General features: G+C 66.5%; 14 protein-coding genes and 1 pseudogene. 5 read left to right on the top strand and 10 right to left on the bottom strand.

Features of this window, described 5'->3' with window-relative positions; all coding sequences use genetic code 11:
* Window positions 1-4 precede the first annotated feature (4 nt).
* On the top strand, window positions 5-871 hold the full coding sequence (locus BKK79_RS32645) for an AraC family transcriptional regulator (RefSeq protein WP_071039923.1): 867 nt from the start codon (window positions 5-7) through the stop codon (window positions 869-871).
* A gap of 235 nt (window positions 872-1,106) precedes the next feature.
* On the opposite strand, the gene BKK79_RS41750 is transcribed toward BKK79_RS32645, so the two are convergent.
* Window positions 1,107-2,450: a calcium-binding protein gene (locus BKK79_RS41750; RefSeq protein WP_232346372.1), complete on the bottom strand. Its 1,344-nt coding sequence runs from the start codon at window positions 2,448-2,450 to the stop codon at window positions 1,107-1,109.
* 742 nt (window positions 2,451-3,192) lie between these two features.
* Window positions 3,193-4,533 carry a glycosyltransferase family 4 protein gene (locus tag BKK79_RS39590; RefSeq protein ID WP_232346371.1) on the bottom strand — a complete coding sequence of 447 codons (1,341 nt, stop codon included), beginning with the start codon at window positions 4,531-4,533 and terminating at the stop codon, window positions 3,193-3,195.
* Between the two features lie 1,515 nt (window positions 4,534-6,048).
* Between BKK79_RS39590 and BKK79_RS32630 the strand changes: the two are divergent.
* From BKK79_RS32630 to BKK79_RS32620, 3 genes and pseudogenes are all read left to right on the top strand, one after another.
* Window positions 6,049-6,342: pseudogene (locus BKK79_RS32630) on the top strand (helix-turn-helix transcriptional regulator); the annotation flags it as partial.
* 313 nt (window positions 6,343-6,655) lie between these two features.
* Window positions 6,656-7,150 carry a GNAT family N-acetyltransferase gene (locus BKK79_RS32625; RefSeq protein WP_157128576.1) on the top strand — a complete coding sequence of 165 codons (495 nt, stop codon included), beginning with the start codon at window positions 6,656-6,658 and terminating at the stop codon, window positions 7,148-7,150.
* 123 nt (window positions 7,151-7,273) lie between these two features.
* Window positions 7,274-8,176: a DMT family transporter gene (locus tag BKK79_RS32620; protein ID WP_071039918.1), complete on the top strand. Its 903-nt coding sequence runs from the start codon at window positions 7,274-7,276 to the stop codon at window positions 8,174-8,176.
* 9 nt (window positions 8,177-8,185) lie between these two features.
* On the opposite strand, the gene BKK79_RS32615 is transcribed toward BKK79_RS32620, so the two are convergent.
* The 6 genes from BKK79_RS32615 to BKK79_RS32590 form a co-directional block, all read right to left on the bottom strand.
* Entirely contained in the window at window positions 8,186-9,226 is a 1,041-nt protein-coding gene (locus BKK79_RS32615; RefSeq protein WP_071039917.1) for a branched-chain amino acid ABC transporter permease, read from the bottom strand.
* Window positions 9,227-9,228: 2 nt separating this feature from the next.
* On the bottom strand, window positions 9,229-10,101 hold the full coding sequence (locus tag BKK79_RS32610) for a branched-chain amino acid ABC transporter permease (protein WP_071020380.1): 873 nt from the start codon (window positions 10,099-10,101) through the stop codon (window positions 9,229-9,231).
* A gap of 98 nt (window positions 10,102-10,199) precedes the next feature.
* Entirely contained in the window at window positions 10,200-10,916 is a 717-nt protein-coding gene (locus BKK79_RS32605) for an ABC transporter ATP-binding protein (RefSeq protein ID WP_071020383.1), read from the bottom strand.
* A complete protein-coding gene (locus BKK79_RS32600; protein ID WP_071039916.1) occupies window positions 10,900-11,739 on the bottom strand; it encodes an ABC transporter ATP-binding protein in 840 nt (279 codons plus the stop codon). Before BKK79_RS32600 ends, BKK79_RS32605 begins: the two co-directional genes overlap by 17 nt.
* Window positions 11,740-11,967: 228 nt before the next feature.
* Window positions 11,968-13,110: a CaiB/BaiF CoA transferase family protein gene (locus BKK79_RS32595; RefSeq protein ID WP_071039915.1), complete on the bottom strand. Its 1,143-nt coding sequence runs from the start codon at window positions 13,108-13,110 to the stop codon at window positions 11,968-11,970.
* A 62-nt stretch (window positions 13,111-13,172) separates the two neighbouring features.
* The gene (locus tag BKK79_RS32590; RefSeq protein WP_071039914.1) at window positions 13,173-14,108 is read right to left on the bottom strand and encodes a thioesterase family protein; all 936 of its coding nucleotides are present in this window, start codon (window positions 14,106-14,108) and stop codon (window positions 13,173-13,175) included.
* Between the two features lie 227 nt (window positions 14,109-14,335).
* On the opposite strand from BKK79_RS32590, the gene BKK79_RS32585 reads away from it, so the two are divergent.
* A complete protein-coding gene (locus tag BKK79_RS32585; protein WP_071039913.1) occupies window positions 14,336-17,068 on the top strand; it encodes a LuxR C-terminal-related transcriptional regulator in 2,733 nt (910 codons plus the stop codon).
* A gap of 71 nt (window positions 17,069-17,139) precedes the next feature.
* Here the strand turns inward: BKK79_RS32585 and BKK79_RS32580 are convergent, their stop codons facing one another.
* On the bottom strand, window positions 17,140-18,288 hold the full coding sequence (locus BKK79_RS32580; RefSeq protein ID WP_071039912.1) for an acyl-CoA dehydrogenase family protein: 1,149 nt from the start codon (window positions 18,286-18,288) through the stop codon (window positions 17,140-17,142).
* A 61-nt stretch (window positions 18,289-18,349) separates the two neighbouring features.
* A complete protein-coding gene (locus BKK79_RS32575; RefSeq protein ID WP_071040523.1) occupies window positions 18,350-19,549 on the bottom strand; it encodes an ABC transporter substrate-binding protein in 1,200 nt (399 codons plus the stop codon).
* Between the last annotated feature and the right edge of the window lie 127 nt (window positions 19,550-19,676).

Raw genomic sequence — 19,676 nt, 5'->3', positions numbered from 1 at the left:
GAGCATGACGACCCGCCCGTTCCTGCTCCTTCCCTGCGGCGCGCCCGGCGTGCTGGCGATCGCGGCCGACACGCGCCTGGCCTTCGCGCGGCACACCCACGAGCAATTCGGCTTCGGCGTGATCGAACGCGGCGCCCAGCGCTCGCGCAGCGGCCGCGGCATGGTGGAGGCACAGGCAGGACAGCTCATCACGGTCAATCCGGGCGAAGTCCACGACGGCGCGCCGCTGGGCGACGGCGGACGTGCCTGGCGCATGCTCTACCTCGATCCGGCACTGGTCGCCCAGGCGCGCGAGGAAGTGCTCGCCGCGGGCGATGGCGGCGCGCAGGAGTTCGAGCGGCCCGTGCTGGCGGACCCCGCCGCCACCGCCGATTTCCGCCGGCTGTTCGCCTGGATGACAGCCGCCGACGCGGACCGCCTCGGCGGCGCCGGCACCGCCGCGCTGGCGCGCGACAGCCTGCTGCTCGCCCTGCTGGCCCGCCTCACCCGCTCCAGCGCCGCCGCGCCCCCTTCCATGGCGTCCGCCCTCGCCGCCATCCTGCGCGCCAAGGCCTTGCTCGACGACGACCCGGCCACGGCCCACACGCTGGCCGACCTGGCACACGCCAGCGGCCTGAGCCGCTTCCAGGTGGTCCGCGGCTTCACCCGCGCCACCGGGCTCACGCCGCACGCCTACCTGATGCAGCGCCGCCTGCACCGCGCGCGCAGCCTGATCGCACGGGGCACGCCGCTGGCCGCCGCCGCGGCCGCCGCCGGCTTCGCCGACCAGAGCCATATGTCACGCCTGTTCACGCGCTGCTTCGGCATCGCGCCTGGTGCCTTTGCCCGCGCGGCCGGGGCGGCTCCGGATGTCAGGAGGCGGAAGCCGTAAGAACCACCCCTTTCAAGGTGATGAAAAATAATGCTTGCTTGCCTGGCGAGGCCGCTCTTAGGTACCGGCATCAGCGGGTGTGAGCGACGAGACAGGCTGTTGCGGAACCGCTGGTTTGTTCTGCTTGGCCCGCTGAACTTGAATGAAACGCAGCTCGTTCAGCGCCCTGGCGTCGGCGGCGTTGAGATCAAGGCATTTCCGATACAGCTTCTCTGCCTCATCCAGCTGGCTCTGCTCAACATAGACGTAAGCCTGCCCGCGCCACGCCCGGGATAGGTCCGCGTTCTTGAGCTGGGGTGGAGAAAACTCTGCCTGTGCTTCGGCTGCTTGGAACGTCTTCATCGACGCCGGCCAATCCTTTTCGCGTTGATAGACGCCGGCGAGTTCCGACAGGAACTGTGACAATCTGATCGCCGGCGACATCGCCTAAAAGGCCGTTGGAGATTGTCAAATTCTTTTCTAATTGATTGAACTGGTACTGTACTTTCGTATCCGGATCAACCCAAGTAACGATTCCCTCCTGCCATACGCCCACGGTCTTAGAGCCTGTAAGCGGAGTACCATCGGCAAGCTCAATCTTACTTGATTGACCACCATGCCGTATTTCTTCACTGGCTATCTGTCCAGCGACGGCAGGAATCGTGTACACGGAAACGTCCCCTTTCCCTGTCCCGCCGTCCAAAGTGTCAGCCCCAACACCACCGATTAGAGTATCACTGCCAGCCCCACCGCTTAGAAATTGATCGCCATTTCCAGCAATTAGAATATCGTTTCCACCCCCATATAGACTTGAGTTACCATTTCCGCCTATAAGCAAGCTATTTGCCGTGACGCTCCTTTCATCCAAATCAGCATTAAAATTCAGAGAGGAGACAACATCGGCCTCCAGTCTTTGCGGATTAACATAGATGCCGGTGGCAACAATCCCTCTGCTCGCTATATCGGAGATGACGCCGTATTTATTGCCCAGGGTTACCAAAAGGACATTCTCCGCTCGCCCTAGCCCATCCGGATCAGTCAATCGCGGAACCCCTATCCCGTAGCCGGGCGTACCCCCCGTTGCCGCCATCTGGGCAGCTTGGCGAGTGTCGTAATCCATCATCTTCTTGCGATGCAACGTGAACATTTGATAAATTTGCATCGCCTGCGCCTGATCAACGTTACCACCATCATAAAGACTGAAGTAAGTCGACTCAGCGTAGCGCCGCCGAACAATCCCGGGGTCTGGATGGGTCAGACTCCCTGAAGAGCCGTAGCGCATTTGAAACCATACTTCAGCTCTATTTCCTGCGACAAGAGCCTTCGTCAGAGTTGTTGATTTACCACCCTTCCTGAAATAATTTGGCGTCTGATACCACATCGACAACAATGCAGCTCGTTCACGCGACTCAGGCAATGTGATGTTATTTGAACTCATAAATGAGTCAAATAGACCTACGCGACTAGCTAGCGCCATGCTCAAAAGCTGCGTAGCGGCAGCTTCGCTTGGCAAAGCCAATTGAGACAAAGCCGCCGGAATACCCCGAGTCGACTCGTTAAGAGAACTGATCGCCTGGCGCTGGACGGAGGTAAGAGCCACCCCGACACTCGTCAAGTCGTTAATCGCAGTAGCGCGGTTCGCAATAAGATCGTACCCATAGCCTAGCACTGGCCGATTCTGCGAATCCGTTTCAATTGCCAACGCCCCCGGGCGTTCGGATCAAACAACAAGGGCCCATTCTCCGCCATTTTGAGGAAGAAGAGGAGATCATTCAAATATGAGCCGCGAATATAACTGTAATTCAACGTATTCAGAGACATACCACCCTCAATTAACAAGCAAATCCAAAAATCGCGAATCCGCACCAATGCCGCTACGGAGCACAATCCAACTCATCAACCTCTGATTTTACGAATTCGTAAACCCCTTGCGCGTACAGATACGGGTGATTATTATCCCTGCAGCTATTATTATGAGAGACCTTCGCCCCTCCTTTAAAGAACTCAATCTTCAGCCTGCAGCCTGCATCATTTGAATATCTCACAAGCCGCCCCGCCGGGGGTGCACTAAACTGAATAGAATCAAGGCGAGCGTTATAGCACTCTCTGGATGTAAATGGACAGTAAGCAGTTTCGATATCTACACTTAAAGTTCCGCCCTTAGCTTTTGACACACACATCCGGCTTCTTGCACCACCAGCGTCCGGCTTTGTCTCGAAATATCCGACCATATGCTGCGCTATCACATTTGACGCAGATATCAGCAGCACCACCAAAACTAGAATTTCTCTAAGCACACATCCCCCTATACATAATTTTTCACGTCAATACTATACAATTTCTCACCTAGTTATAATTTCGGCCGAATTAGCATTTTGGCCTAACAACCGACGATATAAATCAACTCCGATGACCGCGCTGTAGTCGGCGGCGCTCAGGCGAGCGGCTAAACGTATGGGTTGCATTTCCTTCATATTGCGCAATGCCATCAGCGCTGTGGCAGCGATTTCCACTGGATTAAAGAAATTCACCAGCAGTCCATTCTTGCCGTGCCTCAAGACCTCCTCTACCGGGGCCGTGCGTGACCCGATAAGAAGGCAACCACTCGCCATTGCCTCCAGCATCGACCAAGACAGCACGAAGGGATACGTTAGATACACATGCGCTGCTGAAACCTGCAGCACCCGCAAATAGGTGGTGTATGGCACCTTGCCCAGAAAATGCACCCGATTCAGATCAACAGGGTTTTCTCGCAGCAACTTCTCTCGCCAATTCCTTGCGTCTGTCGGAGGGTTGCCATAGCTGACGCCATCACCTCCAACGATGACGACCTGACAGGATTTATGCTCCCGCAAGAGGATTGGTAGCGCCCGCATGAACTGATGAAAACCTCGGTGCGGCTCTAGATTGCGCGCGACGTAGGTAACGATCGGCTCCCCTGCACGCAGCGTGCTTCCATTGGGCAACGTCAGTGTTGCTTTGGAGTCAGGCGCCAGCTGCTCGACCGGAATCCCCTCATGCGCGACTACGATCTTGTCGCGGTATGCTTGTGGGTGCAGTTGGTGCTGCCAATGGGTGGGCGTAATGCCAATATCACACTGCTCCAAATTCAGCAGATGCAGCGCGTTGCGAGCGCGAATCCGCGCAGCGCTATCGACGCTGAGAGGAAACTCCGGATCAAAATCAGCATCGGCGCCTTTCGAGTGGTAGTAGTACTCGCAGAAGTGCACTAGTTTGGCATCCAGGAATGCATCTTTGACGAAAAGCGATTCCCCCCAGCCCGGATGGGCAACAATCACATCCGGCCGATACCCCTTCGCCTTCAGGTCCAACAATATTCGTAAAACGGCCTGACCATGGAGAACACCGTCCTCATAGCTGCGGAGATAGTGATGCGTCTCGGCTCTTACGTTTCTATGAGGGCGGTACCGCAGCAAGGGAACCCCTCGCATGCCAGGTGCCGTGTCGCGGCCAATTGCCAGTACTCGCCAGCCAGGTGACTGTGCGAGATCTGCTGCAATGTGGCGGAACTGGCCAGGGAAATTCTGGTGGATAAACAGCACCCTGGCACCGGAAGACGCTGTCCGCGTCCGACGCTTCTCAACAAACGGCGCATCGGCGGGGTACATCACGCCCGCCCGTAGTTCTTGACCGAGTTCACGCACGCTAATGTCTACGCTCATGGAGCCAGCCTTCCGTCGCAAAGGTTTGATGCACATCAGCCGCAGACCTCGTAGCGCGCGAAATGATGGAGTCTCTAAGCCGCGGGTATGCAGAAGGATGAAGAGCTCGAGCCAACACAGGGGCAAAACACATCAGAAGCATCAGCGACAGTATCGATCGGCATTGAATGAAATATCCCAAGAAACTCATCCATCTCCTCACAGAAAATCATGAAAGTACTGCTGTGCCTGATGTCCATTCCGATAGTCCCGATGTGCATCTCTCGCCCAGGCCCTAGATTGACGCGATACCCCACTGAATTTGGAGTGTCTATTAGGGCACATTCAATCTGAGTATCAGGCTTGAAATATATTGTGTCAATTTCGACTATATTTCTTTTGATTACACGCCAATCTTTGGATGTCTTTTATTGAGGACAATAGGATCCGGCCAAGTCGGTCGTCGTCAGCCGGGCTAGGCGCCATCTTTATCGTCAGTCTTCTATATTACGTATCTGGTCGTATATGACTCAGACAAAAGTCATGTAAAGACTTGCTACCTGTCATCTGAATTTTGACTGAACATGACCGGGAACCAGCGGAGTGCCTCTCAAAACATCGGTTCGCATGGTGCTTCCGGCCTAGAAGGGCTGGTCTGCGAAACTGGGTGGCATCCGAACGACAACGACACTGATAGCCGTCAAATGACACAAGCCTCGCTCGTTCCGCAAAGAACTATTCGTTCATGGCACCTCGCGTGAAGAGTCCCACCGGGCTATCGCGCGCTGACTACCCGGTATGAGTGCTTACTGGCTGGGATTGTGCGCACCCATACCCCTTTTCGAGACAGCATTGATAGAGCCGGAGCGAGGCACGTTCAGTACATCGCTCGTCCAGGCAATTCGGAAGTGGAGTCTGCTGCGACTATGCACAGGATCGCATTTGCTCCGACCGGAATTCGATGCTTCCACTAGTCGCCAGTGCGTCCGCGTCTTTGCCCAGAGGCATCGCTTGATGCCCGCAGAGGGGCTCTATCGATAACTGCTCTTAGCAATACAGTCACATTCCGCGGCCAAACTACCTCGTGACAAGTTGGGGCTGATCCGATCAGCGAACCGTCCGTACCCATTTCTTTACCGCTGGAGTTGCGCAACCAGGGAGCGCACCGATGCCGCAGACCGTCAATCTCGCAGGCATGCCCAACGCGGCCGAGTTGGCTGCCCTACGTGCCTGGTACACCGGGGCGTCGCCTCGCAGTTGAGCGCTATTGCCCCGGCACACTCGCTGCGGGGCATTCGGTGCGGGCCGTGCTCGGTGCCGTCTGGCGCCAGGTTGCCGCTTTTGCGCACGAGCGTCACCGGGATGATCTAGCAGCGCTGTTCCTCTGCGGCGAGACAGAACGCGCGGGCCACGCGAAGGCGGTGGCCCGCGCGCAGGAAGTTCTGCGTTGGCTTTCCCGTGCCCGGGCTGCAAGTCCGCGCCCCGATCGACAATTGGCTGCCCAGGCGTGCGGTAGCCGCACTGCGCGCCCACGGCATCTGCACGCTGGCCGACCTGGCACACGCCAGCGGCCTGAGCCGCTTCCAGGTGGTACGCGGCTTCACCCGCGCCACCGGGCTCACGCCGCACGCCTACCTGATGCAGCGCCGCCTGCACCGCGCGCGCAGCCTGATCGCACGGGGCACGCCGCTGGCCGCCGCCGCGGCCGCCGCCGGCTTCGCCGACCAGAGCCATATGTCACGCCTGTTCACGCGCTGCTTCGGCATCGCGCCTGGTGCCTTTGCCCGCGCGGCCGGGGCGGCTCCGGATGTCAGGAGGCGGAAGCCGTAAGGCAGGGATTCCCAAGGTCATCCGTGGCTTGACAGCCAATTCCATCGCCGCCTGCCACGTCGTGGATACGGAATCATTGATGGCCACACGAGGGGCGATAACAGAAATTCGCCCAACTCCGGCCAAGTCATCCTCTTGCCAACCCTATTTCCAGCAATCTTGCGCCAACATTGACCAACTGCCCGCACGTGGTTCGAAAGCAGGAACGCGTGTAGAGTCCGCTCCCAACGGTAGGGCCATGAGCGAGCGAATCACGGCAGCACGGATTGCCGCCAGGGATTCACCTGACTGATGACATCGGGAGACGCAAGAATTGCTGACGCATATTGATTATCTGGAGAATCATCACGGACTGATTCCGCTTGTAGCTGAGTGGCAGCATCAATTGTTTGGCTATCTCAGCCCGGAGCTAACCATGGAAGAACGCCTGCTGCGCGTCCAGCGGACCGCCATCCGGCACGCGCTGCCGTTGACCCTGGTCGCCTTGACGGCAGAAGGCAGCTTGCAAGGCGCAGCCAGTCTGGTCCCTGGCACGATCACGCACCAGCACCTTGCGCCTTGGGTCTCTTCCGTCTTTCTCGTGCCAGCCTTTCGCAACCAGGGAATTGCCTCCGCGCTGACTCAGCGCCTTGCAAGCGAGGCCAGCCGCTTCGGCTTTTCCCGCATGTACCTCTTTACGCCTCGCAATGAGAGCTTGTATGCGAGATTGGGCTGGCAAACCATCGATTCGCTGCAACTCGAACAGGTGCACGCCAAGGTCATGGCGTTGACGATCGATCGGACTCCGGGTTCGCTTGAGCACAACTAGTCCATTGCGAAAAGCGGTGCTGTACCGTCCGATTTCCTGCAGCGGACCTGCAATTCCGTTCAAGACGCGATGCCGGCACGGACCTAGGCTGGTGCCTTGTCCCACTCCTTCCGCGCCAACCCGATGCCACAACGATCCCTCGGCCATGCCTGCCTCGCCCTTGCCATGGTCATGGTCGGCAGCACCGTCGCCGGCAGCAAGATCATCGCCGCCGGACTGCCGCCCTTCACCGCCACCGCGCTGCGCTTCGCCATGGCCCTGCCCTGCTTCCTGCTGCTGATGCGGCTCACCCGCAGCCCGTGGCCGCGTCCGGACCGCCACGACCTGGCCCTGCTGTGGCTGCAGGCAGCGGCCGGCAGCGTCGGCTACACCACCTTGCTGATCGCGGGCCTGCGGCTGACCCCGGCCGCCGATGCCGGCGTCATCATCGGTACCTTGCCGGTGGTCTCGGCCGCCATCGCCATGCTGCTGCTGCGCGAGCGGCCCGGCCCGAGGCTGCTGCTGGCCATCGCGCTGGCGACTGCCGGCGTCGGCGCCATCACCTTCGCCCCCGGCACCGGCGGCTCGCCGGCGGGCCGGCTGCTGGTGCTGGCGGCGGTGGTCTGCGAAGGGCTGTTCATTTTGCTCAACCGGCGCCTGCGCCAGCCGGTCGCGCCGCTGGCGCTGTCGACGACGATGAGCGCGCTGGGACTGGCGGTCTGCCTGCTGCTGGCCGGCCTGGAAACCTGGCCGGCCAGCTGGCCGGCACCGGCCCTGGCGGCGGTCGCCTGGTATGCGCTCGGGCCCACCGTCTGCGGCTTCCTGCTCTGGTATGCGGGCTCGGCCCGCACCAGCGCCTCGGAAGCCGCCTTGTTCACGGCGCTGGCGCCGGTCTCGGCGGTGCTGCTGGCCTTCGCCTGGCTGGGCGAGCCGCTGCGCTGGATCCAGCTGGCGGGGGTGGGCTGCGTGCTGCTGGCCGTGCTCAGCCTGGTGCTGGCGCCCCGTGTGGCGTCCGGCCGTCCGCGCCCTGAGTCTTCGATTCGTTGACTCAGGGCCTCAGCGGGCGCCGAAGCGCGCCCGCGCCTGGCGCACCAGTCCCGCCACGCCGCCCGGCAGCACGAACACGAACAGGATCAGCACCGCCCCGTAGATCGCCCACGGCGCGGCCTTCGACACCTTTTCCGCGGCACTCGGCACGAACATGATGAAGAGCGCGCCGTACCAGGCGCCCGCCAGCGTGCCGACCCCGCCCACCACCACGCCCACCAGCAGCGAGATCGACAGGAACATGGGGAAGGAATCGGGCGCCACGAACTGCACCGCGATGGCGGACAAGGCGCCGCCGACCCCGGTGAACATGGCCGACAGCGCGAAGGCGCTGGCCTTGTAGTGGCGGTTGTCGATGCCCATGCCCTCGGCCGCGAGCGGATGCTCGCGGATGGCGACGATGGCGCGCCCGGCACCGCTGTCGAGCAGGTTGCGCGCCAGCACGAACATCAGCAGCACCACCGCCAGCGCGAACAGGTAGAGCCACTGGTCCTGCGTCAGCGGCAGCCCGAACGGCGCATCCGGCTTGTTCAACACGATGCCCTGCACGCCACCGGTCCAGGGCTCCAGGTACTTGTACTTGAGCAGCTGCGGCATCGCCACGCTGAGCGCGAAGGTGGCCAGCGCCAGGTAGAGCCCCTCCAGCTTCAGCGCCGGCAGCCCGAACAGGTAGCCTGCCACCAGGCAGGCCAGCGCCGCCGCCGGCAAGGTGGCCCAGTAGGGCACACCGAAGCGGTCCATCAGGATCGCGCAGGTATAGGCGCCGATGGCATAGAAAGCACCGTGACCGAGCGAGATCTGCCCGTTGTACCCGGTCAGGATGTTGAGGCCGAGCAGGGCCACGGCATAGGACAGCACCATGGTCGCCTGGAACACCACGTAGCCCTGCGCGACGAAGGGCACGGCCAGGGCGGCGGCGAGCAGCGCCAGCCACCAGGGCGAGACGCGCGCGCCGGCGCCGGCCGGGGACCCGGCGGGTGCGGCGGCGCTGGCAGCGGCGGGAGCAGCGGGTGCGGCGGTGGCGGCGGTGGCGGGATCGAAGGACGTCATGGTCACACCTTCAGTACGATGGTCTTGCCCAGCAGCCCGGACGGCCGCACGATCAGTACCGCGACGATCAGCACCAGCGCCACCGTCAGCTTCAGCTCGGTCCCTACCACATAGGTGCCGATCAGGTTCTCCAGCACGCCGACGATGAAGCCGCCCAGCACCGCGCCGGCGGGGTTGTCGATGCCGCCGATCAGGGCCCCGGCGAAGGCGTAGATCAGGACGCCGCTCATCATGCCGGGATCGAGGAACACCACCGGCGCCACCAGCATGCCGCCGATGGCGCCGACCGCGCCGGCCAGCCCCCAGCCCAGCATCAGCATGCGCCCCACATTGACGCCGACCAGGCGCGACGACAGCGGATTCTGCGCCGCCGCGCGCATGGCGAGGCCGAGCGGCGTGAAGCGGAAGAACAGGAACAACAGCGCCATCACCGCCAGCGTCACCACGATGGCGCCCACCTCGTGCGGCGACAGGTAGCTGGACCCGTACCAGGCGCTCTCGGGAAAGGGGCTGGGGAAGGGCTGGATGGTGAAGCCGAACAGCCAGCCGGCCAGGCTGTGGAAAATCATCAGCAGCCCGACGAAGACCACCACCACCGACAGCACCGGCGCCGAGCGCATCGGCCGGATCACCGCCAGCTCCACCAGCGCGCCCAGCGCGAAGGACAGCACCACCGTCAAGGCGAATGCCGCCCAGTAAGGCAGGCCGGCCTGGATCATGGCCCAGGCCAGGTAGGTGGAGAACATCGCCATTTCACCCTGGGCGAAGTTCACGTGGTGGGTGGACTGGTAGATCATCACCAGCGCCAGCGCGACGCTGGCGTAGATGCTGCCGGTGGCGAGTCCGGACAGCAGTTGATGCAGGAAGGCATCCATCGTGTCTCCTCCGTTCACGGACGGGTCTTGGCGGCCCGCCGATGCATGCCGGCGGGTTCCGCGGGTTCGAACCTGGCGCCCTCCGGGGGCGCGGGCGCTCAGTTGCCCAGGTAGACGCGGCGCACCGCGTCGTTGGCACGGATCTCCTGCGGCGTTCCCTGCAGCACGATGCGGCCGGTCTCCAGCAGGTAGACCGAATCGGCGACGTCCAGCGCCAGCGCCGCGTCCTGTTCGACCAGCAGGATCGACACGCCCTGCTCGCGGTTGATGCGGCGCATGATGTCGAAGATGTCGCGCACGATCAGCGGCGCCAGGCCGAAGGACGGCTCGTCGAGCAGCAGCAGCCGCGGCCGCGACATCAGCGCGCGGCCGATCGCCAGCATCTGCTGCTCGCCGCCCGACAGCGTGCCGGCCTGCTGGGCGCGCCGCTCCTTCAGGCGCGGGAAATAGGCATAGATGCGCTCGAAGTCTTCGGCCACGCCGGCCTTGTCGCGGCGCAGGTAGGCGCCCAGGCGCAGGTTCTCCTCCGTGCTCAGGCCGAGGAAGGTGCCGCGCCCGTCCGGCACGTGGGCCACGCCCAGGCGCACGATGTCCTCGGTGGCGCGGCCGTCGGCGCGCGCGCCGCCGATGCGGATCGAGCCCGAGGTGCGCACCATCATCTGGCACAGCGCGCGCAGCGTGGTGGTCTTGCCGGCACCGTTGGCGCCCAGCAGCGCCGTCACCGAGCCCGGCCGCATGGCGAGGTCGATGCCGTGCAGCACGCGGGTGCCGCCGTAGGCGGCATGCAGGTCCTCGACTTCAAGCAGCGGCGGCATGCTGGCCTCCCAGGTAGGCGCGGATGACTTCCGGATGCTGGCGCACTTGCGCTGGCGTGCCCTCGGCGATCTTGCGCCCGAAGTTCAGCACCACCACCTTGTCGGACACCGCCATCACCAGGCTCATGTGATGCTCGACCAGCAGCACCGTGATGCCGAGGCGGTCGCGGATATCGCGGATCAGCCCACCCAGGCTTTCCAGTTCCTCATGATTGAGCCCGCAGGCCGGCTCGTCGAGCAGCAGCAGGCGCGGCCCGCCGGCCAGCGCGCGGCCCAGCTCGACGCGCTTCTGCGTGCCGAACGGCAGGTCCGCCACGACCCGCCCGGCCACCTCCTGCAGGCCGAGGTAGTGCAGGATCTCGTCCGCCCGCCGGGCCGCCGCGCGCTCCACGCCGCGCTCGCCCGGCAGGCGCAGCAGCGCGCGCAGGAAGCCCGCGTGGTGCCGGCTGTGGCAGCCGACCAGCACGTTCTCGCGCACCGTCATGGAGCGGAACAGCGCCAGGTTCTGGAAGGTGCGGCCGATGCCGATGCCCGCCATGCGGTGGCGGCGCAGGCCGGACACGCGCCGGCCCTCGAAGGCGATGGCACCGCCGCCGCACTCGTAGATGCGCGACAGGCAGTTGAACAAGGTGCTCTTGCCGGCCCCGTTCGGGCCGATCAGGCCGCAGATCTGCCCGGCCTCGACGCGGAACGAGACCGCATCGAGCGCCTGGATGCCGCCGAAGCGTACCGAGACCGCGTCGACTTCCAGCAGGGGGACGGCCCCCTGCGGCGGCGAGGACTGCGGCGGCGAGGACTGCGGCGATTGTGGCAGGCGTGGCATGGCGCGCGCTCCGGGAGGGATGGGAAGGAATGGCCGCGTCGACCCGCAACCTGCGACCGCTGACGGTTGGCTGCCGGACGCTGGCCGGCAACCGGCGCGGTGCCGGCCGGCCAGCGGCCACGCATGCCTGCCATTCTTGGCGCGGCCCGCCCCCGCAGGCTCGTCGGAAACGACGATTCGGGCGTCGCACGGCAAGCGGCGCCGGCACCATGCCGGCACGCCGTGGGCTCAGATCACGCCGCGCTGCTTGAGGTCCGCCACCGCGGCCGCCGTGAAGCCCCAGTCGCGCAGCACCGCCTCGCTGTCGCCGCCGCGCGCGGCCGGGCCGCGCGGTGTCGGTGGCGGCGTGCGTGAGAAGCGCGGCGCCGGCGCCGGCTGGGTCACGCCATCGATCTCGACGAAGGTGCCGCGCGCCAGGTTGTGCGCATGCGCGGGCGCCTCGTCCCAGTCCAGCACGGGCGCGAAGCAGACATCGGAGCCTTCCATCAGCTCGCACCATTCGGCGCGGGTGCGGGTCTTGAACACGTCGGCGAGGCGCAGCTTGAGCACCGGCCAGCCGTTCACGTCGCGCTGCGCGGCGAAGGCGGCATCGTCGATGCCGCTGAGACGGATCAGCTCGGCATAGAACTGCGGCTCGATGGCGCCGATGGCGACGTACTTGCCGTCGGCGCAGGCATAGGTACCGTAGAAATGCGCGCCGCCATCCAGCAGGTTCTCGCCACGCTGGTTGCTCCAGCTGCCGGCTGCCTTGAAGCCGTACATCATCGCCGACAGCAGCGCCGCACCGTCGGTCATGGCGGCGTCGACCACCTGGCCCTTGCCGCTGCGCAGCGCTTCCAGGCGCGCGCACAGCACGCCGAAGGCCAGCATCATGGCGCCGCCGCCGAAGTCGCCCACGTAGTTGAGCGGCACCACCGGCGGCTCGTCGGCGTGGCCGATCGCGTGCAGGGCGCCGCTCAGCGCGATGTAGTTGATGTCGTGCCCGGCCGCCTGGGCCAGCGGCCCGTGCTGGCCCCAGCCCGTCATGCGGCCGTAGACCAGGCGCGGATTGCACGCCAGGCAGGCGTCCGGCCCCAGCCCCAGGCGCTCCATCACGCCCGGGCGGAAGCCCTCCAGCAGGATGTCGGCCTGGGCCACCAGCTGCAGCACGGCCTCGGCGCCGCCCGGGCGCTTGAGGTCTAGCGCGAGCGAGCGGCGCCCGCGCGCCAGCACATCGAAGCGCGCGGTCTTGGGCATCACCTCGCCCGCCGGCCCGGGCCGGTCGATGCGGATCACCTCCGCGCCCATGTCGGCCAGCATCATGGCGCAGAACGGCGCCGGCCCGATGCCGACCATCTCCACGACCTTCAAGCCTTGCAAGGGACCCGTCATTGGTCAGCTCCTGGCAGCGCCGCTGCGCTTTGGTTTGGGGGGAAATGCCGTGGCCGGCCGGTTCAGCGCGGCAGGCCGGCGCAGGCGAGGCCTTCCAGCCGCCGCGCCAGCGCGGCGGGCACCAGGGTGGGCCGGCCATCGGCGCGCGCGATGAAGACCATCACGTTGTCGGCGATGCCGACGCAGGCCTCGCCCTGGAACACCGCCGTACGCAGCACGACCGAGGTGCGGCCGATGCGCACCACGCCCGATGCCAGCGTCATCTCGGCGCCCGGCCGCACCTGGCGCAGCACACGCGCGCCGGTGCTGGCGATCAGCATGCCGACCGGCCCGTGGCGCAGGTCCGCGCCGCAGTCCTGCCCGAGCGCCAGCAGCAGGTGCGAGCGCCCCTGCTCGAAGTAGCGCGCCAGCGCGAGCTCGCTCAGCATGCCATCGGCGTCGAGGTCGCCGAAGCGGGTGGTCAGCCGGTCCGCGCAGGGATAGCCGCCGGCCTCGGCACCGCCACCATCGGCATCGTCCCCTGCGCCGGGGCCCGGCGCGCCGCCCGGCAGGCCGGCCGCCATCACCGCATCGGGGCCGAAGTCCAGCATCGCTTCCCGCACCGCCGCCGGCAGTGGCCGCCATTCGCCGTCGCGCCAGGCGCCGATGCGGCACGACTGCACGCCGACGCAGCGCCCCTGCTGGAACAGCCCCAGTGCCAGCGTGTAGCCGGATGCATCCACCTCCACCAGGGCGGCGCCACAGGTCACCGGCGCCGGATAGTAGGTCACCTGCAGGAAATCGGTGCGCACCGCGCGCGTGCGCACGGTTGCCGTCAGCGGCTGCCACGCCTCCCAGCCGAATACCGACAGGTGCAGCCGCGAGCGGGCCTCGGCGTGCAGGGTCTGCACCGCCACATTGTTGACGTGCCGCTCGGCGTCGACATCCGCGTAGCGGGTGGGCAGCTCGAAGCGGAGCCGGTAGGAGGCCAGGTCCTGGCGCCAGGAATCGTTCTTCATGCTCGCAGGCAGTAGGGGCGGAGGCGGGGCGGCATACGCCGCGCAGGATGCCTGCCATGTTAGGCAGCGCCGCGTGCCGCCACATCGTCGCTTAAGACGATTGGCCGCGAGCGCCGGCCACGCCATGCTGCTGTGCGACGTGGCCGAACGCCGCGCTCGTTGTATGCTCGGGCACGCCGGGCCGCCGCCGCGTGCTTCCCGATGGCCCGGAACCCCTCACCCTGCCCATGCCCAGCCCGGTCGACCCGTCCCGTACCCCGCTCACCAGCAAGCTCAGCCCGCCCACCACCAGTGTCGCCCAGGTGGCGCGCGGCGAGATCCGGGAACGCGTGCGCGCCGCCGGCGCCGCCAGGGTGGTGCTGGTGCGGGCGCCGGCCGGCTTCGGCAAGACCACCGCCATGGTGCAGTGCCGCTCGCTGCTGGAAGCCAGCGGCGTCGACACGGCATGGCTGACCCTGGATGGCGCCGACAACGACCCGTCCCGTTTCCTCGCCTGCCTCGCCGCCGCGGTCGGCGGCATGGCGGCGGACGCACCCGCCGCGGCCCCCGCGATGGCGGACGCGGGCCTGCGCTCGCCGGCCGACATGGCGCTCGCCATCATGGCGGGCCTGGCCGCGCGCACCGCGCCCTTCGCTGTGTTCCTCGACGATTTCGAGGCCCTGCAGGAGCCCGCCGTGCTGCGCCTGGTGCGCGAGATCCTCGACGGCCTGCCGCGCGGCGGACGCCTGGTGATCGGCTCGCGCGGCCTGCCCGACCTCGGCCTGGGCCGGCTGCGGGCGCGCGGCCAGTTGCTCGAGATCGACGCCGCCCTGCTGCGCTTCTCGCTGCCGGAAACGGCCGAACTGCTGAACCGCCGCCGCGACAGCGCGCTGCCCGACGACGAGGTGGCGCGCCTGCACGGCAAGGCCGAGGGCTGGCCGGCCGCGCTGTGGCTGGCTTCCCTGGCGCTGGAACGGCGCGACGACCACCGCGACCGGGACCGCTTCATCGCCCGCTTCTCGGGCTCGAACCAGGCCCTGGCCGACTACCTCGCCGAAGACGTGCTGGAACGCCAGCCGGCGCCGGTGCGGGATTTCCTGCTGCGCACCGCCATCCTGCGGCACCTCGACGCCGGCCTGTGCGACCACCTGCTGCCCGGTGTCGACAGCGCCGCCATGCTGGCACGGCTGGAGGCGGACAACCTCTTCCTGACGCCGATGGAAGGCGACGCGCCGAGCTACCGCTACCACAGCCTCTTCGCCGACTTCCTGCGCGCCCAGCTCCAGCGCGAACTGCCCGACGAGGGCCGGCGCCTGCACCGCGCCGCCGCGCACTGGTACGAGGCGCACGGCCGGCCGGTGCCGGCCATCGACCACGCGCTCGAAGGCGGCAGCTTCGACCACGCGGTGCGCTTGCTGGCCCGGCACGCCATTGCCCTGCTCGAGGGCGGCCGCATGCGCCTGCTGACGCGCTGGTTCGGCGCCATCCCGCCCGCCTGCATCGCCGGCTCCCCGCTGCTGCAGGTGGTCCATGTCTGGGCCCTGTGCCTGACGCACGGCCCGCACGAGGCCCAGGCCAGGCTCGACGGCTACGGCTGCGCCGCCGACCCGGACCCGGAGGTGCGGCCGCACGTGCTGGCGCTGCAGCCCTTCCTGCTGGCGGTGATGGACCAGGCCGAGGAGGCCTTCGCGCTCGGCCGCGAGGCGCTGCGCCACATGCCGGCGCGCCAGGGCTTCGCCGAGGGCGTGCTGTCCAACTGCATGGCCTACCTGTCGGCGGTGATGGGCGAGTACCAGGAATCGCACCGCCTGCTCGATGCCGCGCGCAGCAGCCCGGGCGCGGCGGCCAGCCACTTCATCAAGATGTACTCGGAGTCGGTCGGCGGGTTGACCGATCTCGAGGAGGGCAGGCTGCGCCAGGCCACCGCGCGCTTCCGCATCGCCGTCGGCGCGACCCATGCGGCGTCGCAGGGCCACACCGGCGGCAATGCCTGGGCCGGCGTGCTGTACGCCGCCAGCCTCTACGAGGCCGACGAGCTCGACCAGGCCCGGCACCTGCTCCAGGTCTACCTGCCGCTGGCCAGGGATGCCGGCCTCGCCGACCACATGATCCAGGGCTATATGCTGCTGTCGCGCATCGCCTTCCACCACGGCGACGTCGACCAGGCCTTCCATTGCCTGACCGAGCTGGAGTACCTGGGCCACCAGCGCCAGTTGCCGCGCGTGGTCAGCAGCGCCAAGCTGGAACGCGCCCACCTGCTGACCATGCAAGGCCACCTGCAAGGCGCCCGCGAGGAACTGGAGCGTGCCAACGATGCCGCGCTGTGGGCGCGCGTGGCGCGCCTGCGCCTGCCCGCGCACGATCTCCAGACCCATGAGATGGCCGAACTGCGCTGGCTGGTCGCCGCCGGGCGCGCCGCGTCGGCGCTGCCGCGCCTGGCCGACGGCATCGACGCCGCCGTGCGCAGCCGGCGCTTCCGCCGCGCCCTCAAGCTGCGCGTCCTGCAAGCCATGGCGCTGGCCCGTGCCGGCGACGCCCCGGCCGCGCTGGCGGCCATGACCGGCGCGCTGCGCAACGGCTGCGCGGAAGGCTTCGTGCGCCTGTTCGCCGACGAAGGGGGCGACGCCGCCCTGCTGGTGCGGCAGGTGGAAGCGATGACGCAGGAAGAAGGGGCCGGCGCCGGCGCCGACCCGATCTTCCGGGCCTACCTGCAGCGGCTGGCGCAGGCATGCGGCGGCGCCGGGCCCGGCGAGGCGGCCTTGCCGCCGGACTGCCCTGCCCTGGTCGAGCCGCTCACCGCCAAGGAGATCCGCCTGCTGGCCCTGGTCGCCGAGGGCTACTCGAACAGCGCCCTGGCCGAGAAACTGTTCGTCTCCGACAGCACGGTGCGCACGCACCTGCGCAATATCAACGGCAAGCTGAACGCGCAGAACCGCACCCAGGCAGTGGCCATCGCGCGCCGCCTGGAATTGATCCGCTGATCCGCTGATCCGCTGCTCCGCAGCCGCGCCGACCCTGTGCCGCGGCGCCGGCGCACCGGCGCCTGCCCGGCCTACAGCGCGCGCGAGATCACCTCCTTCATGATCTCGCTGGTGCCGCCGTAGATGCGCTGGATACGCGCGTCGACATACATGCGGCCGATCAGGTACTCGTTCATGTAGCCATAGCCGCCGAACAGCTGCAGGCATTCGTCGATCACGCGGTTCTGCAGCTCGCTGGCCCACATCTTGGCCATCGAGGCGCCCACCGTGTCGAGCCGGCCGGCGACGATGTCCTCGACACAGCGGTCGATGTAGGCCCGCGCCACCTTGACGTGGGTGGCGATCTCGGCCAGCTTGAAGCGCGTGTTCTGGAACTGGCCGATGGGCTGGCCGAAGGCCTCGCGCTCGCGCGTGTACTGCAACGTGGCCTCGTAGGCCCCCTCCATCGCCGCCGCCGCGGTGACGCCGATGATCAGGCGCTCGTACGGCAGGTCGCTCATCAACTGGTAGAAGCCCTTGCCCTCTTCGCCGCCCAGCAGGCAGTCGGCGCCGACGCGCACATTGTCGAAGAACAGTTCGGAGGTGTCCTGCGCCTTCAGGCCGATCTTGTCGAGCACCTTGCCCACCTGGTAGCCGGGACGGTCCTCGGTCTCGACGATCAGGATGGACATGCCCTTGGCCTTCTGCGCCGGATCGGTCTTGGCCACCACCAGCACCAGGCCGGCCAGGTAGCCGTTGGTGATGAAGGTCTTGGCGCCGTTGATCACATAGCCGTCGCCCTGCCGCTCGGCACGCGTGCGCACGCCCTGCAGGTCGGAGCCGGCCCCCGGCTCGGTCATGGCGATGGCGCCGACCAGCTCGCCGCGCGCCATGCGCGGCAGGTAGCGCTGCTTCTGCGCCTCGGTGCCGTGGTTGAGCAGGTAGTGCGCGACGATGCTGTGCACCGAGGCGGCCATGCCGGTCAGGCTGCGCCGCGCCATCTCCTCGTAGAACACCGCTTCGTGGCGGAAGTCGCCGCCGCCGCCACCATAGGCCTCGGGAATGTCCGCGCACAGCAGGCCCAGTTCGCCGGCCCGGCGCCAGATCTCGCGGCCGACGTGGCCGCGCTGGCGCGCCGCCTCGTCGCCGGGCACCATCTCGTTCTCGACGAAACGCACCACGGTGTCGCGGTACATCGTCAGTTCTTCGTTCATCCACGAGCGTGGAAACTCGATTGCCATGACTGTCTGGTCTCCTTGAATGGCTGCTGGCGGCGCGGCGGCGTGAGGCGTGATAGGGGCGCTACTGCCCGATCACGCCGCCGACCGGGTCGTAGCCGCTGCCGTTGAAACGCACCATCTGCATGCCGGCGAGCGGGTGGAAATTGGTCGGGCTGGTCTTGAGCTTGATGCCCGGGTAGAGCATCGGCAGGGTCATGTCCAGGCTGGCGGCCTGCTTCATGATGTTGGCGCGCGTCAGGTTGTCACCGGCCTGCCTGAGCACCTGCACCATGGTCTGCGCCATCGAATAGCCGGTGACGTTCAAGGCGTCGCTGGCGTCGCCCTCCGGGTAGTACTGCTTCATGAAGGCGGCGAAGTCGGCCTGCTCGCGGGTGCCCTGCCAGCGCGGATCGGAGGGGTCGCGCACGAAGGCGGCCGAGAGGATGTCCTTGGCATTGTCCAGCCCGGCCGGCTTGAGCACCGCGGTCACGGAGCTCGACACATTGGCCAGGTAGTGCACCGGCTTCCAGCCGATCGCGGCCGCCTTGCGGATCGCCTGCGCGGCGAACTTCGGCGTCGACAGGTCGACCAGCGTGTCGGCGCCCGAGCTCTTCAGGCTGATCATCTGGCTGTCCACCGTGGGATCGCTCAGCTCGTAGCTGGCCTGCGCCACCACCAGCGCCTTGCCCTTGTCGCCGAGGCCGTCGAGGAAGCCGCGCAGCATGTCCTTGCCGAACTCGTCGTTCTGGTACAGGATCGCGATCTTCGCCTGCGGCCGGTTGGCGAGGATGTGCCTGGCGTAGATATGGCCTTCGGTCAGGTAGCTGACGTTCCAGCCCATGGTCCACGGGAAATGCTCCGGATCGCCCCAGCGGTGGGCGCCCGAGCTGACGAAGAGCTGGGGCACCTTCTTCATGTTCAGGTATTTCTGCGTGGCGGCATTGCTGGCCGTGCCCAGCGGCGCGAAGATCAGCAGCACCTGCTCCTGCTCGACCAGCTTGCGGGTCTGCTCCACGGTCATCGGCGGGCTGTAGGCGTCATCGACCGAGATGAAGCGGATCTTGCGCCCGTTGATGCCGCCCTCGGCATTGACCTTGCGGAAGTAGGCCGCGGCCGCCTTGCCCACCGTGCCGTAGGCCGATGCCGGCCCCGAGTACGGCACCGTGTTGCCGATCTTGATCTCGCTGTCGCTCGCGCCCGTATCGTAGGCCTTCTGCGCCTGCGCCAGGCAAGCCAGGCCGGCCAGTCCCGCCGCCGCCAGCCACCTGCCCACTGCCGCCATCTTCCGCTTCGCCATGCCTTCCTCCTCGTGGTTGTTGCGTTGCCCGCTGCATTGGTTGCGGCGCCTGTTGCCGGCGCCTGCCATCGCCTGCCGTCCCGTCCCTGCGCGCTGCCGGCCCCACCGCCAG

The sequence above is a fragment of the Cupriavidus sp. USMAA2-4 genome (genome assembly GCF_001854305.1).
Taxonomy (GTDB): Bacteria; Pseudomonadota; Gammaproteobacteria; order Burkholderiales; family Burkholderiaceae; genus Cupriavidus; species Cupriavidus malaysiensis.
The sequence above is the reverse complement of the archived record's forward strand: the minus strand, read 5'-3'. Positions and strand labels throughout refer to the sequence as shown.

Excerpts from the sequence above, each read along its gene's own strand:
- BKK79_RS32645 (WP_071039923.1), top strand. The coding sequence starts at position 5 with ATGACGACCCGCCCGTTCCTGCTCCTTCCCTGCGGCGCGCCCGGCGTG.
- BKK79_RS39590 (WP_232346371.1), bottom strand. The coding sequence starts at position 4,533 with ATGAGCGTAGACATTAGCGTGCGTGAACTCGGTCAAGAACTACGGGCG.
- BKK79_RS32620 (WP_071039918.1), top strand. The coding sequence starts at position 7,274 with ATGCCACAACGATCCCTCGGCCATGCCTGCCTCGCCCTTGCCATGGTC.
- BKK79_RS32615 (WP_071039917.1), bottom strand. The coding sequence starts at position 9,226 with ATGACGTCCTTCGATCCCGCCACCGCCGCCACCGCCGCACCCGCTGCT.
- BKK79_RS32610 (WP_071020380.1), bottom strand. The coding sequence starts at position 10,101 with ATGGATGCCTTCCTGCATCAACTGCTGTCCGGACTCGCCACCGGCAGC.
- BKK79_RS32605 (WP_071020383.1), bottom strand. The coding sequence starts at position 10,916 with ATGCCGCCGCTGCTTGAAGTCGAGGACCTGCATGCCGCCTACGGCGGC.
- BKK79_RS32600 (WP_071039916.1), bottom strand. The coding sequence starts at position 11,739 with ATGCCACGCCTGCCACAATCGCCGCAGTCCTCGCCGCCGCAGTCCTCG.
- BKK79_RS32595 (WP_071039915.1), bottom strand. The coding sequence starts at position 13,110 with ATGACGGGTCCCTTGCAAGGCTTGAAGGTCGTGGAGATGGTCGGCATC.
- BKK79_RS32590 (WP_071039914.1), bottom strand. The coding sequence starts at position 14,108 with ATGAAGAACGATTCCTGGCGCCAGGACCTGGCCTCCTACCGGCTCCGC.
- BKK79_RS32585 (WP_071039913.1), top strand. The coding sequence starts at position 14,336 with ATGCCCAGCCCGGTCGACCCGTCCCGTACCCCGCTCACCAGCAAGCTC.
- BKK79_RS32580 (WP_071039912.1), bottom strand. The coding sequence starts at position 18,288 with ATGGCAATCGAGTTTCCACGCTCGTGGATGAACGAAGAACTGACGATG.
- BKK79_RS32575 (WP_071040523.1), bottom strand. The coding sequence starts at position 19,549 with ATGGCGGCAGTGGGCAGGTGGCTGGCGGCGGCGGGACTGGCCGGCCTG.